This is a genomic window from Yersinia sp. Marseille-Q5920 (assembly GCF_946902935.1).
GTDB classification, from domain to species: Bacteria; Pseudomonadota; Gammaproteobacteria; order Enterobacterales; family Enterobacteriaceae; genus Yersinia; species Yersinia rochesterensis.
On sequence record NZ_CAMPQA010000002.1, the window covers coordinates 497,926 to 514,097 of the forward strand.

The window sequence follows — 16,172 nt, forward strand, 5'->3', positions numbered from 1 at the left end:
GCTGCCACGCTTACAGGTTAAAGGAATGCCACTTTATGAAACGTTACCTAATTCCATTAGTTAATCAGATTGCCTTACTGATGATACTACTAGGCATGTTGGGGTTGGCGGGTATGACAATTTCGTCATGGATGGCTCAAAGCATTCAAGGTAATGCGCATGCAATCAATAAAGCAGGTTCCCTGCGCATGCAAAGTTATCGGCTGCTTTCCATGGTGCCGCTAGATAAGGGGGATTTACCCTATCTGGCGGCACTGGAGCAAGATAAAACCAGCAGTGATTTACAGCTTTCACTCCAACGGGAGGGCTTAACTAGCCAATACCAGCAAATTGAACGTTACTGGCAAACGACCTTAAAACCACAACTGCTACGAGCTAAGCAGCCCGATGATGTCGCTACCAGTGTGGCCGATTTTGTCCGCCAACTGGATGCATTGGTACTCGCTATCGACCATAAAACCGAGCAGCGCCTATTGCTGGTGACTATGATTCAGTTGGTTTTCATTGTGCTGACTCTGGGGCTGATGATCGCCACTATTTATTATCTCCGCCGCCGTTTATTGCGCCCATGGCTGCAATTGATCTCGATGGCGAACGCAATTGGCCGCGGTGATTTCAGCAAGCGCTTCACTCAACCCTATCAGCGAGACGAAATGGGGATGCTGGGAACCGCATTAAACCGCATGTCGCAGGAGCTTTCATTAATTTATAGTGATTTGGAGCAACGTGTCGTCCAGAAAACGGCTGATTTACAACAGAAAAACCAAGTGTTGGCTTTCCTTTATCATAGTAGTCGCCAGTTGCATACCCATCAGCCACTCAGTGAACGTTTGGTGCCAGTGATTGAGCAATTACAAACCCTGACACCGCTGGAAAATGTACAAATTTGTCTGTATGAAAATCACCTTTACCGCTCACAACTGACTGATGCTTTGGATGGTGAATATTTGCCGCCGCAAAATCGCCCGACTCAATTAACTATTAGCGGTTCATCTATTGTTGCGGATCGTGCGGCATCACGGGAATCTCTTAGTTGGAGTTTGTCCGATAAGTTGGGTCAATATGGCTTATTACTGGCAAAGATTCCTTCAGAGAACCCGCTCAATTCAGATCAGCAACAATTAGTAAATATGTTAGTCGAGCAATTGACCAGCACATTGGCACTGGAAAGTCAGGCCAGACACCAGCAGCAATTACTGCTTATGGAAGAGCGTTCCGCCATTGCCCGCGAACTGCATGACTCCATCGCTCAGTCACTTTCCTGTTTGAAAATACAAATTAGCTGTTTGCAAATTCAGGTTCCGGACTTGCCAGAACCCAGTAAGTTATTGATTAAGCAAATGCGCGATGAACTTAATACTGCCTACCGCCAACTACGTGAGTTGCTGACCACCTTCCGCTTGAAACTCAATGCCGCGACATTACAGGCCGCACTTCAAACATTGGTCAATGAATTCAGCGAGCGCGCCAACTTGCCTATTACACTCGATTTCAACTTACCGCCAGATGCAGTTCCTAACCATCAAGCCATTCATATGGTCAATATCGCGCGGGAAGCACTGAATAATATTTATAAGCATGCCCGCGCCAGTGAGGCCGCAGTCAACGTCATGGTCGAGCAAGGTGATATCGTCATGTCAATCATCGACAATGGCCGTGGGATTGGTCAAGCCAGTAAGCGGCCAAATCATTACGGCCTGATGATTATGCATGATAGAGCCGCCAGCCTGAATGGGCATTGTGATATTCGCCAACGGGAATCAGGTGGGACAGAGGTACGGGTGCAATTTACCCCGGACAATGATGACCTTGACTGACGATTTTGTCAGAATCATCAGGCCATTTTACTGATAAGCTAAATTTCGTAATCAAGCACCACTTCATCTACTGCTTCCGCCAACACTTTCTCTTTAATGTCATGTAGGGAAAGTGTTGGATTGCAGAGTTGGATAAAGAACCAGATAAAGTTACGTTGTAACTGCCCCCGTTTTAACCCCAACCATACTGTATTGGCATCAAACAGATGCTCAGCATTGAGCCGTACCAGACCTTTGTCGCGATGTGCTTCATAAGACATATCCGCCAAAATACCTACGCCCATGCCCAGTTCGACATAGGTTTTAATGACATCAGAATCTTGTGCGCTGAGGGCAATATCGGGGGTTAATCCTGCATTTTTAAAAGCATTATCCAGACGGGAACGGCCAGTTATTCCTTGCCGGTAAGTAATTAATGGCAAGGTACTCAAGGTTTCCAGAGTAATGTTCGATTCTTGTGTTAATGGGTGATTTTCTGGCACCACAATCGCGTGGTGCCAGCGATAATAAGGAAATGCCGCGACAGATTCATCACTCATCAATAATTCAGTGGCAATGCCGATATCGGCCTCGCCGGATTGCAACATCGCGGTAATTTCTTGCGGGTTTCCTTGGCTAATCACCAACTTGACCTGCGGATACAACAAGCGAAACTCTTTAATCACTCGCGGTAAGCTATAACGCGCTTGAGTATGTGTAGTCGCTATATGTAGCTGCCCACTATCATTATTGCTAAATACATCTGCCAGACGGCGGATTTGATTAGCATCATTTAACATGCGCTCCGCGACGGTCAGTAACTCTTTGCCCGGCTCAGTCATCCCCAATAGCCGCTTTCCTCGTCGGATGAATATCTCAATGCCTAATTCTTCTTCCAACTCGCGGATATGCCGGCTGACACCGGACTGCGAAGTAAATAGTGTGTTTGCCACTTCGGTCAGATTGTAATTGCAACGGGCTGATTCCCGAATAATTTTAAGCTGTTGGAAATTCATACTAAGCCCCTTTCATTTCATTCTGTTTGATATACCCAAAGAACCCCGCGTTACAGATAGGCGGTGAGTGAAGGTCACCAATAATGCTGCGGCAACTTCACGTCCGAGGGGTAGCATTAGATTTACGGGGGATATGGGTGACAAACAAATACAAAAAAACCGTTGCTTATGTTTTTTTGTACTAAGCAAAGTGAATGGCATTCCTAAAAAGGTGTCTTTAGACGTGAAATTGAGAAATAGCCTTATTTTTCAAAAAATAAAAATTTATAGAACATGGCAAATTTGACTCAGCCAAATGCTCAAAAACAAAATCGGCTATAATAAATAACTTTTTAATATAGCACCTTGCCCTGCTCCCGCCGCGATCAATGCCGCTTTTCATGTTTCTTATATTGTTCTTATGCAACTTGTCTTTATAAAAATTACTTTCATGCAAATAATTATCATTAAGATTTATTAATGGTATAATTCATCCCTTATAAAACACCATAAAATCAGAAGGAAAGACTGTGACCCAAAAATCAACCACAGCAACCTCAGCCCCCCCTAAATATCGTCCAACCCCTCCGCGCTTGGTGCAGGTAAGAAAGGTGGCAGACACTTCCCAACATTTGCGTAGAATCACTTTCCACAGCCCAACATTGCATAACTACCCAGTTGATTGTGCTGGGGCGCATCTGAAAGTCTTCCTACCATTAGCCCATCAAACACAGCCGGAATTACCGGTTCTTGGCGAGAATGGCCCACAATGGCCCGCAGCAGATGTACGCCCCATTGTTCGAACCTATTCTGTTCGCGCCATCCGTCCTGAAACTTGTGAAATAGACATTGAATTCGCCATTCATGACCATAGCGGCCCAGCGGTAGATTTTGCTCGTCATGCCAAAGTGGGTGATTGGATAGGGATAACGAATCCTGGCGGGCCTGAAACCATGCTACCTGCGGCAACATACAGTTATCTGGTTGGAGATTCTTCTTCACTGCCCGCCATCGCCGCATTGTTGGAAACATTACCCGCCAATGCGCAAGGGCATGCCATTATTCGTGTCGATACTCCGCAAGATGTGCTTAATCTGGTGAAACCGGCGGGTGTTGAACTTAGTTGGATTATTGGCGGTACCGAGAAAACCGATGATGTTGTCACCCAATTCTGCGCACTGGATTTGCCGATGGAAGAAGCGACATTTTGGCTGGCCGGTGAAGACCGGATGGTGGTGCAGTTGCGCCGTTACCTGCGCCGTGAAAAAAGCTGTGACCGCCAGCAACTCTATGCCGTCCCTTATTGGCGTGAGGGTTTGAATGAAGAGGATTATCATCACAAACGCCATGAAGTGATGGACAATATTGACGACTAGATCTCATTAATATCTGTAGAATCAATGGACATTACTTTGTCGTGTCCATTTTACTGATTCTTTTTTGCCTTTTCCCGTTAAAACCTTGTAAATTTCCTGCGACAATTCCCTGTTATTTGTTAGTCTTAAAGCTACTTAGCCTGCAATACGGCACTTAATTATCGTTAAATGGCTCTAATGCCCATTTAGCGCAGTAAAGTTATTAGGAGCGTGTTCGAAATGAAGTCGCAAAATGATCCTGGCCGATCTAAATCTCGCCATCACGAATATTCCCTTCTCCTGCCTATTTTTGCGCTGGTTATTCTTAATATTTGGGGAGATACCAGCAATTTTGCTGCCATTATCGTGATCAACCTGATTGCACTGGTCGGTATTCTGAGTAGTGCTTTCAGTGTCGTTCGTCATGCTGACGTTCTGGCACACCGTTTGGGCGAACCTTATGGTTCATTGATCCTCAGCCTATCCGTGGTGGTGTTGGAGGTCAGTTTGATCTCGGCGATGATGGCAACAGGCGATGCTGCACCCGCATTGATGCGCGACACACTCTATTCCATCATCATGATTGTTGTCGGGGGATTGGTCGGGGTGTCCTTGCTGCTCGGTGGGCGTAAATTTGCTACCCAGCATGTCAATTTAGTCGGCATTAAACAGTATCTGATGGCTATCTTCCCGTTAGCTATCATTGTGTTGGTATTACCCAGCACTTTGCCAGATGGCAGTTTTAGTGTGGCACAATCACTGGTTGTCGCGGCAATTTCAGCGGCGATGTATGGTGTTTTCCTGCTGATTCAAACCAAAACCCACCAAAGTTTGTTTGTCTACGAACATGAAGATGATGGTGATGACCCTCACCACGGTAAACCGTCTTCTCACAGTAGCCTGTGGCACACAGTTTGGCTGTTAGTTCATTTAGTTGCGGTTATCGCGGTTACCAAATTTGATGCTAACCCATTGGAAGCGCTGTTGACCGAGTTAAACGCACCCGCGAAATTTACCGGTTTCCTGATTGCCTTACTTATCCTGTCACCGGAAGGGTTGGGAGCATTAAAAGCGGTGTTGGCGAATCAGGTTCAGCGAGCAATGAATCTGTTCTTCGGTTCGGTGCTGGCCACCATTTCACTGACCGTGCCGGCGGTAACTTTAATTGCCGTACTGACCGGGCAAGAGTTGAACTTTGGCCTGGAAGCGCCACATATCGTGGTCATGGTCAGTGTCTTGATTCTGTCGCAAATCTCATTCTCTACTGGTAGAACCAACGTGCTCAACGGCACTGCGCATTTGGCGCTGTTTGCCGCTTATATGATGACTATCATGCTGTAGCAGCCATTCTTTGTAGATATCCCCGAAAAGGGATAAGTAAAGGGCAAGCGTTTGTGGCGCTTGCCCTTTTTTATCGGGTCATCCATTCATAATCTTGAGTTATGAATAGGCATTCAAGGTATGTTGGCAGAGTGCAGAGCGGACACAGTCCTGTTTATCAAAGCGAATAATGCCAATCATTTCATCCTCAGCAAAACGCTCCAGTGCGTCGCTAAGACCTGATTTCACCCCACGCGGCAGGTCGCACTGAGTGATATCACCATTCACGATAACAGTGACATTTTCACCGAGGCGGGTAAGAAACATTTTCATTTGGCTGGCGGTCACGTTTTGCGCCTCATCGAGGATCACCACCGCATTCTCAAAGGTACGCCCGCGCATATACGCAAAAGGCGCAATTTCGACTTTACCGATTTCCGGCCGTAAACAATATTGCATGAAAGAAGATCCGAGTCGGCGCAGCAGAATGTCATACACCGGGCGGAAGTAAGGCGCGAATTTCTCAGAAATATCACCGGGCAAGAAGCCCAAGTCTTCATCTGCCTGTAGTACAGGTCGCGTCACAATTATCCGATCAACTTCTTTATGAATTAATGCTTCAGCGGCCTTGGCCGCGCTGATAAAGGTTTTACCACACCCTGCTTCACCGGTAGCGAAGATGAGTAGTTTACTTTCTATGGCTGATAAGTAATGACCTTGAGCTTCCGTACGCGCCTGAATAACGGAGGTATCACGGCTATCCCGCGCCATACCTATTGATTCAACACCGCCCATTTGCACTAACGATGTCACGTTTTCTTCCTCACGTTGGCGATGGCTACGTGAATCACGTCTAATAACACGTTTAGCTTCACGACGAGCTTTGATCACTGCTTTCTGTCTTCCCATAGTGGCACCTTTCAGTTTGATTCAACTACCGCCGAGCAAAAATTGCCCGCGCGATGATGTTTCACATTCAGATGAGGTTTTGGCTTCCTTTGCAGCCAATAATAGCCAATGAAAATGCGAATAAAGTTAGCCCCCAGCCTAATAAGCCGGATGAAAACAATATCGCAAGGGAGTGATAACGTGATGTTGATACTGGAAACGAGGATGACAAAAATACTGGAATTTTAGAGTCGGAGAGTAAGCCCTCGTAACAACGAGTCGCTTGATTGAAACTTTGATTTTGTCTTAACAGCCCAATCATGGACTCTACCATTAGCGATCCCCGCAGTGATAAACAACAGCCTAAACTATAATCAGCTTAAACAATGCACCGTGTGAAAAATACCGCCAGATGATTACAGTATAATGACACTCGTAAAATTCGCGATAGCAAAATGTAAAAAAATATAACATTCCCATCTGCTCGTTTTTTACTCTAATTACTTTTTATATCACGCGATACTATTAACTCACTTTTAGTTCCCGGCATTAAACCGGCTTTGTTATTTCGCCCTTGCTTTTTTGTTTATTTTTTAAGCAAAGGCGATAATTAAAAATAACCTAACTAGACAATAAGATAGCGTTAATCTTAATTAATTTGGTGGTCATCAGCGGCTAATTCGTAAATCCTGTAAACGTGTTTTTTGCTTGCCTTCATTATCAAAGTTATCTCTCGCCAGCCAATCATTAAATGCTTGCTTAATGAGTGGCCATTCGCGGTCAGTGATGGCGTACCAATTGGTATCTCTATTACGCCCTTTGGTCACAATCGCCTGCCGAAATTGCCCCTCATACTGAAAACCAAATCTTATTGCAGCAGCATTTGAAGGCCCATTCAATGAATCACATTTCCACTCACAACGGCGATAACCTAATTTGTCGAATACATAATGTAAGAGTAAATAGATAGCTTCGGTACCGGCTGAATGACGTTTTAAACGCGGCGACCAATTCACTGAACCAATCTCAATTACACCATTTTTTTCATCAATTCGCTGTAGGCCAACCGTCCCCAAAGCCACAGCAGATTGCGCCTCGACTACCGTATAGTGGAAAGCATCTTTAGCATTAATTAATGTTTGCAGATATTGCTGAAAATCCGCTTCACTTTCTGGCCGTTCACAATAAAAATAGGTCCAATCACTCGTATCGGCGGCCATGTGATAAGCCTGATACAAAGATATTTCATGTTTATCTGAGTCAACGGGAACCAAATGGCAAAAATTCCCCGGTAAATCGTCTGGTTGAGGTCGCAGTGCGGATTGCCAGTGCGGCAACTCTGCGCCAATAATTTGTCCGAAATGATTTTGATTCACTGTATGCTCCGGTTATCACGTCACTGTCAGAAGAATATCAAAAGGTTATCACCGCCATAATGTCTGGTAAATCATAGCAATATATAAGACAAAGGAGTAAATGAAAGCGGAGTTTTATGGAGCCAACTTGGGGGAATAACATAAAATAAATTCTGAATACCCGATATAAGTTAGCAATCAGGTATTCAGAGAAAAATAGCCCTTAGCCTCGGCGTAAATTAACCACCGGTGCAACTTTGGGAAGTTGTAACCCTTCTTTGACTTCCAACAGTTGCCCGTGTTCATCGTTATACAATGTGAGACAAGAGCCTGCTTTTAATTGCGCAATAATCTCACTCGACATTTCCATGCTATTCGCCAGTTCTTCATCATCCAAATGAGGCCGATGCCCACGGCGCTCAACTTGAAAACGCACTTGGTTATATTTGGCCCAAACAATTAGTACTACGGCATTAAATGCTGCGATAGCTGCATATAAGGCTAATGTCGTCAAACCGGCCAGAATATACATTCTGAACGGAACCGGCCCCATATTTGGCGCTTCATGGACCATATCCAGAAAGCCCTTCACAAACAGGAAGATAAAACCAAACCAAGCTAATGCCGTAATAATAATGTCAATCAAGCGCGGGATGAGCCGCTGTTCAGTATGAATCAGAAGTGTGCTCATGGTTTAACCCTCCCGATGCCGCGGTCTGGGCTTATCCAGCGCGCACGTTTACGTTTGGTATTCAGCATGACTTTTGGGAACGAAACCACGGTGGTGAACAAGCTCAGCATCCAGTAAACCATCGGATACCAGATGATCCAAAACAGTGAACTGCCCAATTTAGGTTCATAGCGCCGTTCAATCACCAAACTGATAGCAAACTGCAATAGACAAGTCAGCGCCAATACCATCCCGGTAAACGCGGGCGGGAAGATCGTTTGCACATGGATTCCCGGCGGCAATGTTATCACCATCCCCAGCAGGAACAGGATGATGCTGAACAGGTAAGTAAAGGCCCAAGTGATTGACAGTGAATATTCCAAGAACAAGATCCACATCCGGCGATTACGCCAGCGCCACAACTTGAACATATTCTTCAGGAAAACCTCCGCCCCACCCTGTGCCCAGCGCAGCCGTTGTTTCCACAAGCCACCTAAGGTTTCTGGCATTAAAATCCAGCACAAACCACGGGGTTCAAAGAACACTGACCAATGCCTTATCTGGAGTTTCCAACTGATATCAATGTCTTCGGTTATCATATCTGGGCTCCAGTAGCCCACATCTGCCAATGCTCTACGGCGAAAAGCCGCTACCACACCGGAAACAGTGAAAACTTGCCCATAAACGCGTTGAGTCCGCTTAATCAACCCAATGATAGAAGAGAATTCCCCCACTTGAACACGGCCAATCAAAGTTGAGCGCGTGCGGATACGCGGGTTCCCCGTCACCGCGCCAGTCCGTGGGTTGGCAATCATCGGTGCAACCAGATAAGGCACCGCATGCTTATCCAGCAAGGCGTCGCCATCAATACACACCAGATACTCACTGCGTGCGGCTGCCGTTCCCATCCTTAAGGCAATAGCTTTGCCCTGATTATGGGCCAGGTGAATGACGCGCAGACGAGGGTCTTCGACCAACATGGCATCCAGCACTTGTGCCGTGTCATCGCTGGAACCATCATTGATAGCAATGACTTCAATGTTGGTATAACTCTGTGCCAATGCCGCGTGAATGGTTTCCCGTGCATTCTCCCCTTCGTTAAAGCAAGGAATGAGAATAGATACCAGTGGGTTGCCTTTCAGCTCTGGAGGGGGAACATCATCGCCCCACGCCCAATGTCTTTCTCGACGGAACCAGAAATAGACCCCCCCCGTTATCCAAATACCGGACATAAAGAGTGGATAGAAGAAGACAAAATTCAACAGCACGTCGCCAGTAAAGAGCAAGATCATGCCCGCAGGGATACTCAGCACCAGGCATAGGATGAGTAATGCAATAATTCTATCGATCATATAAAGGGTACCAGGCAGAAGATAGCACAGGGCGGACATCTTTTAGCGGTGGTTCGCCAGTGATAAAGTTATCCGGATAGTAACCAAAATTTTGCGCGCCATTTAACTGCAACTGGCGCATCCATCCCGCCAGTATCGGGCCGCTGATGGCATTGTTGCCCTCAGGTTTGGTCCAGTCCTTTGATTGCAGTTCAAATACGGTTTTATTGAGTGCCCCCGGCCGCTGAGCAACTTTATTGACCAGCTGAGATAACCACTCATTAGATTCTGATAACGGCACTTTCTCCATTAACGGCATGGCCATCGGGGCAACCCAATCATAGTTCGCCAGGAAATCATCAAGATTCTGTGCAAACCATGCTTCGCTTTCCGGTTCTAAAATCGGCATCGCGAATATATTGCGGGCTGATTTGACTTGCGGGCCGCGAATATCACGTACCTGACGGGTCAACTCATTGGTAAAATCAACCAAATATCGACTTTTATAACGAGTCCAGCGCGCCATCATTTCTGGGTCCTTGCGTATCTCAGCAATCGAGCCGGGGAAGCCCGCTTTTTGGTAGGCAGTGATCGCATCCGGCGACGCATCTTCAAAATCAGACATGACTGCATCGTCGTGATAAAGAATGCCGTCGATAGGTGCGCTGTAGGCTAAATCGCGATAAATATCGATAATGCGCTGCCGGACTTCTGGATTGAATGGAGATAAGCGGCGATATTGGTCAGGATCGATGCTGGTTTTACCGGTTTTTGGATCAATACGTTTAATCCGCGGTAAAGATGGGTCCATATCAAAGGCCAGTACGGGCATCCAGGCATAGACATCAACATCCGGACGTGAAGCTAACTGCCATGCTACGCGGTTAAACAAGTCCTGACGCATCGGTATCCAGCGGTTAGGGAAGTAGACCTGCCGAATATTGCCATCCCCTTTCGGGTCGGAAAATGCTTGTAAAAATACCGTGGTCACACGTAAATCAGAGATCCTCTGGACTAATTTATCAAGGTTTTCTCTTTCCTGTACTGGGTCAGGATCATAGAGATAATCCAAATCAACATGCGCTACCCGCATGATGTCCTTTTCCTGAACCGAGGTGACTAACTGAGCAAAATCTTTCAATGACGGATTATTACTGATCAAAATACGTGGGATATTCATCAAGTCATTGACGTTGCCAATACCCGGTTCCAGAGTCATCGCCATTTGGTAACCGTGCTGGCGCAAGATATTCAAAACAGTGCCGTTTGGTGCGCCGTACGGCCAGACCCAAACCCGTGGCTGTTTGCCGGTTGCTTTAATAATTCGCTCAGTTATCAATGAAATGTCTTTTTCCATCCGCTGCTTAAATGCAGCTTCAGTTTCATACTTTTTCGTCTTCGGGTCATATATCAGGTTAGCGGCAGCAGGCTCGGTATTCCCTTGCGGGTTCGCTATCACGCCATAATGCGAGGCATAGGTATGCGCACCGATTTCAATCAGATTGGACTTGGCCATTTCACTGATCTGCTTCCAGGTCAGGAAACGGTCCCTATCCGTGCTTAAACCACCAAAATCTACCTTTTTATTGGCCGGGGTATCAATCCATGTCCCCACAGGGGCCAATATCGCAGGCAATTTATTCGCCTCTAATAGCGGGTAAACCCGATTGTAAAAACTGCTATAACCATCATCAAAAGTCAGTAATACGGCTTTGTTTGGTAACGGGGTTCCCCCATTCCTGGCCGCCAGAATTTGGTCAACAGAGACGACGTGGTAGCGATTGTCTTTTAGCCAAGCGAGTTGTTCACTTAGTGCACTGCTTCTTACCGATAAATAGCGCTGATCTGCCGAATCATCTTCAACATCATGGTAAGCAATGACCACAAACGTATTCTTCTGCCACGGTCTTTCACTCAGCGGTAATGCGCGCTCGGCCGGTGGGACAAATACGGGTTTTTCTGCATAACAGACCGACGCCAGCAACGTCACTAATCCAACAACCAATATCCGAATAAAAAATTGTATCTTCGCCATAGCGATTTCCCTTAGAAACGGTAATTCAAATCGAAAGCGAGTGAGAGGTCATGCTCACGGACCCCATCATAAGGGCGCTTATCGTAGGTTAGGGCCAATCCGGTATCGACAACATCATTCCATTGCACACGCTGGCCATAACTTGCCGTGGTAACCAGGCCATTGCCGTAGTTTTTCTCCCAGTAGCCACCGACACCCAGTTGCACTTGCTGGCTCCAGATAGTTTTATAATGGCGGTACATAATGTGATTTAAGGTCACCGCGGGTACATAAGTGAAATCACGTTTTGGATTGTAATAAATCACGTCTTCTTTGGTATTGGTGCTAGCTGCCAACCCTAAATTGAAATCGGCCGTCAGGTAAGGGCCGCTCCAGATACGCTGACGCCCATTCAATTCGTATTCCCACCGATTGTTACCGTCAGAGAAATCAGACGGGGTGATATTAAATTCAACATCACGGCGTTCATCGTTTTTCCACAACACAAATGCAGAGGCACTGTTGGCGGTGATATTGTTTTTCATCGCCCGCAGCGGCGTATCTTTCGCCAATCTTTCGAGCTGACCACCCACCCGCCAATGGTCATTAAACTCATACCAGGTTGATAAACGGAATCCGGTTTTATTGCCAAAACCATAATTCTGATTATTCACTTCAGCTTCAGCCCAGTGGTCACGGGAAGTCCACTCGCCCCCTAATCGGGTCGCACGATTGATACCCTTACCTTCTTCAAATTGAGCATTATCAAAGCTCCCGCCGCCAAACACGCGCCAGTTTTCGGCAATAGGTGGGCTATATAAAATCGCCTCAAGGCCGTAATCTTTGTCACCCGTGATGGGGCTTCCAGAGGAGATGACGCGGTTACCGGTCACCCGCAGTTCATACATATTATGAACTTTGCGTTGGCGGTCTAATTCTTGCGACGGCACATCTTCCGGAGAGCGCGCAATCACATCGTCAGTCAATAATTCCATCTGATGCCACTCTTGCAGATCCATCGCCGTTTCAGCTTGCGCCCGTTCCAGAATCAGGCTGCGTGGTGCTAGCGACTCGACTGCCTTCAACTCTTGTTCCGATTTACGCGGCAAATCTCTGGCCAGATAAACGCTGGCTAAAGCAATGCGTAAATTTTGGTTAGCAGGAGCCGTGCTGGAGAGGGTCTCCAGTTTTTTCTGGGCTGCCGGCAGGTCATTAAGGGCCACCAGCGATTGAACCAGCAAGGTCTGACCTTCCATCCAATCATCATTGGGTTCTTTGCCCGGCAGACCATACACCCCCACCTGATAAGGAGTTTGTTCGCTGTAGTTCTTGGCAAATTGATGAGCCTTATCCAACTGCTCACTTTCATTCAAAGCGTAATAGAGATCATCAGCATCCAGCAGGTCATCACTGTTGCGGAATGTTTTACCGTCGGCGTAATACAAACTGGTGAGAATTGGTGCAGCTTTTTCCGGCATCCGGCGATCAATATAAGCAGAAGCTGCCCAACGGCGGGCATAATCAGGCATTTTGTAGCCCTCAGCTTCCATGCTTTCATATTCTTTAATCAGTTCTTCGGTATGGTGGCGAACCAATAATGCACCGAGCCTATCAATTCGCGCCCGCTGATAATCGTCCTGCGCCTCAGGCTCTTTGCTCCAACGGGCTAATAAATCCTGATAATCTGCCAAAGCCTGATCCGCGATATAAAAACGTTCTGTTTCACTGCGGGTCGGTAGCACGGCCATACGAACTTGTTCAGCCGCCGCATCTCTTTCAAGCTGTCGATACTGCTCGGCCGTAACCAGTTTTGGGTTCTCTTTAGCAAGCTGTAATGCTGGGTCGGCAATACGGTTTCTTTGCAAAATCTCGAGGTGACTTTTTAATACTTCCTCAGATTCTGGCGCTAATCGCACCGCCTCACTGGAGGCCTGTAATGCGTCATAATTGCGATCGGTGGCTCGGTTCAGATAAGCCAGAGTCATATAGTTTTGCGCCGAGGGGTTGCGGTCAGCTAACTCTTTTGCCTGTTGTAAAGCCGCGCCACCACGACCAGAATCCGCCTGTGTCATGATCATGCCAGTGATAAGGTCGGGGTTAGTGGGGTCTTTCTTTAAGCTGCTTTGCCACAGTGCCAAAGCTTGATCCCAACGTTTTTCATTACGATAAGCACGCGCCGCAGAAGCCAGGCCACGTGAGGAGAGATTTATTGAAGAATAATATCTTTCGTAAACATCAATGACTTCCTGGTCACGCCCAGCCCATCCCGCAATTTGCAGCCAGTCGTCAACTTGACCACTATTAAGTGGCCCTGCTTTAGATTCTTTCTGTAAATAATCAAGGACCGGTGCGGTATCCCCAGCTCTGGCTTTGATGATTAATGAATCATACTGTGTATCTGCCAATACGGGATTAACAGAAAGACCGGAAATTAATAGCGCTAATAAAGTCATTCTGTGCCGGTGCAACGGGCGCAGCAGTGTCGTAAATGCGTTATACATTATATAACCCTTAAGCCAGCAACTTGTTTGATTTTCAAGAAAAGCTACTTCATGAACATCCATTTTTCATTATGGAATTATGATGAAATGAAGTCCTTAGAATGTATTACAACATGTTACATAGGATAGTTGAAAGGAAATACTATTGTCGAATTATTATAGAACATTGTTATTCCAGCGATTAATAGAGGCGAAAATGTAGTGCGGGCGTTAATTCTGATTGATTTAGGATTATTCTTAGATAAATATCCTGTAAAAAGGCAAAATTTAAAGACTAAATATTTTTACTAAGGGAATCCTGCGACATAGTGTTCTGCAAAAAAGATGACAAAAAGCGATCTCCAGACCCTTTTTGGCGAGAATTTGTATTTATCTTATTGATTTTATACAAAATTAATTATATTTTCATACCCATAGAGTGATAAAGTCATAAGCAAGAGAAATTATAACCTATGTTATAATAATAAATAGAATAGCGTTATTCCCTAATGAAATTAACAGCCTCTATCATCGGGAGATTAAATAAAAATAAACTTTAACTCTATATTTCGTATGATAATTTTCTTTTTTATATATTTTAAACCATGCTGTAATCAGAATTGAGAATAGACCCAGTTAAAAGATAAAAGGGTCTGTTTTAAAAATGAGTTTAATTCAGATAAAATGAGGCGCGGTGCAAAAATTAATTACAACGACACAAATCGCGATTTGATTTGCTTAAAAATTCAAAACCGTTATTGGTAATGAGGATCATATCTTCCAGCATAATCGAGCCAATACCGATGCCGTAATAAGGTGTTTCGAGACTTAGCACCATCCCAGGGAGAAATGTTTCCGTTGCCAATGGGCTGACAAAAGGCGCTTCTTCCAGCCCCAAAAATACACCATCGCCATGGCCAAGATGACCGCGGTTATAATGGGGCAAACCGGAGGTTTTAATAACAGCCATGGTGGTGTCAAATACATCTTTTAACTTAACGCCCGGTGCCACCATTGATAGCATATGTTCGTGCCCGGCTCTTATTGTGTTGTATATCTGCTGCGTAAGCTCATCCGGCTCCCCCAGCACAAATGTTCTGGCAAGATCCGCACCATAACCCGCCACATCTACCCCGCAATCAAACTTAATTAAATCCCCGAGCTTTGCTGGGGTCTCATCAGCAAACATTTTAGGTGAGAAATTAACGCCGACAGAAATAAGATTAAAGCGAGAGAAATTGGTCTCGGGGAAGGTCATGACAGCAGCTTTAAATGCAGCGGTCAATTCTGCTGCCGTACAACCCACACGGATATGTTTAGCGGCACTGGCGATACCGAACTCAGTAATTTCAGCACTTTTACGCAGGTATTTAATCTCCCACGGGCTTTTAACCATTCGGATTTCATTGAACAGCGGCGTTGAATCAACCCACTTTAGCCCCGGAGCGACTTTATCTAACACATTTTTACCGCCGTTAGACATAGCCTGTAATTCAATTGCAATGGTTTTATCCAGCACGCCAGCACTCGCAAGGGCCTCTTTCACTAAACCAAAAACAGCTTCTACTGGTGGGCCAATAGGTCGTTCGCGCTTTCTCTGATGATTAAGTGGGTTCCGCGGGTCATCAACATCAACCCATACCGGGAAGGTTTTCAGCACCATGTTGGGCATATCAAAGTGGGTGCTGGCGGCTTCAAACTCATTCATGATGATATGAGACGGAATGCTTTCATCACGAAACATAATGGCGACAGCTGCACCCGTGTGCCGGAAGGTATACATAAAGAAACTGGCGAAACCAGTCAGGTAATAGAAATTATCACAGACGGTGACCACCAGAGCGTCAAGCCCTTCGCGCTCCATGACTACACGGGCTTTACGGCTGACCGCATCTAAATGGGCAATTTTTTCTTTATTCACCGGAATGTCCTTCAAGGCTTACTTTATCTGTAAGCTGAATCATATAC

Annotated in this window: 12 protein-coding genes; 3 read left to right on the top strand and 9 right to left on the bottom strand. The window is 45.9% G+C overall.

From position 1 onward, the window contains the following. The first annotated feature begins 35 nt into the window (after positions 1-35). Positions 36-1,817, top strand: a complete 1,782-nt coding sequence (gene narX / locus OVO64_RS04935) for a nitrate/nitrite two-component system sensor histidine kinase NarX (protein ID WP_038633525.1) — start codon at positions 36-38, stop codon at positions 1,815-1,817. A gap of 38 nt (positions 1,818-1,855) precedes the next feature. Here the strand turns inward: narX and cbl are convergent, their stop codons facing one another. Beyond that, positions 1,856-2,812: an HTH-type transcriptional regulator Cbl gene (cbl, locus tag OVO64_RS04940; protein ID WP_038633526.1), complete on the bottom strand. Its 957-nt coding sequence runs from the start codon at positions 2,810-2,812 to the stop codon at positions 1,856-1,858. Positions 2,813-3,321: 509 nt separating this feature from the next. On the opposite strand from cbl, the gene OVO64_RS04945 reads away from it, so the two are divergent. Both OVO64_RS04945 and chaA read left to right on the top strand, forming a co-directional pair. Continuing rightward, complete coding sequence (locus tag OVO64_RS04945) at positions 3,322-4,167, top strand: siderophore-interacting protein (RefSeq protein WP_050291766.1); 846 nt, start codon at positions 3,322-3,324, stop codon at positions 4,165-4,167. Between the two features lie 219 nt (positions 4,168-4,386). Further along, positions 4,387-5,487, top strand: coding sequence for a sodium-potassium/proton antiporter ChaA (gene chaA / locus OVO64_RS04950; RefSeq protein WP_038633532.1), 1,101 nt, complete (start codon positions 4,387-4,389; stop codon positions 5,485-5,487). Between the two features lie 99 nt (positions 5,488-5,586). Here chaA and phoH read toward each other — a convergent pair whose 3' ends face one another. The 8 genes from phoH to OVO64_RS04985 form a co-directional block, all read right to left on the bottom strand. Continuing rightward, the gene (gene phoH, locus OVO64_RS04955; RefSeq protein ID WP_005169005.1) at positions 5,587-6,375 is read right to left on the bottom strand and encodes a phosphate starvation-inducible protein PhoH; all 789 of its coding nucleotides are present in this window, start codon (positions 6,373-6,375) and stop codon (positions 5,587-5,589) included. Positions 6,376-6,442: 67 nt separating this feature from the next. Continuing rightward, entirely contained in the window at positions 6,443-6,688 is a 246-nt protein-coding gene (locus tag OVO64_RS20495; RefSeq protein WP_038633541.1) for a hypothetical protein, read from the bottom strand. A gap of 334 nt (positions 6,689-7,022) precedes the next feature. After that, positions 7,023-7,730, bottom strand: coding sequence for a GNAT family N-acetyltransferase (locus OVO64_RS04960; RefSeq protein WP_038633544.1), 708 nt, complete (start codon positions 7,728-7,730; stop codon positions 7,023-7,025). Positions 7,731-7,932: 202 nt separating this feature from the next. Next, positions 7,933-8,400, bottom strand: coding sequence for a poly-beta-1,6-N-acetyl-D-glucosamine biosynthesis protein PgaD (gene pgaD / locus OVO64_RS04965; protein WP_145509796.1), 468 nt, complete (start codon positions 8,398-8,400; stop codon positions 7,933-7,935). Beyond that, entirely contained in the window at positions 8,397-9,731 is a 1,335-nt protein-coding gene (gene pgaC / locus OVO64_RS04970) for a poly-beta-1,6-N-acetyl-D-glucosamine synthase (RefSeq protein WP_038633549.1), read from the bottom strand. Before pgaC ends, pgaD begins: the two co-directional genes overlap by 4 nt. Further along, positions 9,721-11,745: a poly-beta-1,6-N-acetyl-D-glucosamine N-deacetylase PgaB gene (gene pgaB, locus OVO64_RS04975; protein WP_038633552.1), complete on the bottom strand. Its 2,025-nt coding sequence runs from the start codon at positions 11,743-11,745 to the stop codon at positions 9,721-9,723. Before pgaB ends, pgaC begins: the two co-directional genes overlap by 11 nt. An 11-nt stretch (positions 11,746-11,756) precedes the next feature. Further along, positions 11,757-14,225 carry a poly-beta-1,6 N-acetyl-D-glucosamine export porin PgaA gene (gene pgaA, locus OVO64_RS04980; protein ID WP_038633555.1) on the bottom strand — a complete coding sequence of 823 codons (2,469 nt, stop codon included), beginning with the start codon at positions 14,223-14,225 and terminating at the stop codon, positions 11,757-11,759. 682 nt (positions 14,226-14,907) lie between these two features. Continuing rightward, a complete protein-coding gene (locus tag OVO64_RS04985) occupies positions 14,908-16,125 on the bottom strand; it encodes a M24 family metallopeptidase (RefSeq protein WP_038633558.1) in 1,218 nt (405 codons plus the stop codon). Between the last annotated feature and the right edge of the window lie 47 nt (positions 16,126-16,172).

What these genes read in the sequence shown, in the direction of transcription:
- narX (WP_038633525.1), top strand. Translation starts at nt 36, where the DNA reads ATGAAACGTTACCTAATTCCATTAGTTAATCAGATTGCCTTACTGATG.
- cbl (WP_038633526.1), bottom strand. Translation starts at nt 2,812, where the DNA reads ATGAATTTCCAACAGCTTAAAATTATTCGGGAATCAGCCCGTTGCAAT.
- chaA (WP_038633532.1), top strand. Translation starts at nt 4,387, where the DNA reads ATGAAGTCGCAAAATGATCCTGGCCGATCTAAATCTCGCCATCACGAA.
- phoH (WP_005169005.1), bottom strand. Translation starts at nt 6,375, where the DNA reads ATGGGAAGACAGAAAGCAGTGATCAAAGCTCGTCGTGAAGCTAAACGT.
- OVO64_RS20495 (WP_038633541.1), bottom strand. Translation starts at nt 6,688, where the DNA reads ATGGTAGAGTCCATGATTGGGCTGTTAAGACAAAATCAAAGTTTCAAT.
- pgaD (WP_145509796.1), bottom strand. Translation starts at nt 8,400, where the DNA reads ATGAGCACACTTCTGATTCATACTGAACAGCGGCTCATCCCGCGCTTG.
- pgaC (WP_038633549.1), bottom strand. Translation starts at nt 9,731, where the DNA reads ATGATCGATAGAATTATTGCATTACTCATCCTATGCCTGGTGCTGAGT.
- pgaB (WP_038633552.1), bottom strand. Translation starts at nt 11,745, where the DNA reads ATGGCGAAGATACAATTTTTTATTCGGATATTGGTTGTTGGATTAGTG.
- pgaA (WP_038633555.1), bottom strand. Translation starts at nt 14,225, where the DNA reads ATGTATAACGCATTTACGACACTGCTGCGCCCGTTGCACCGGCACAGA.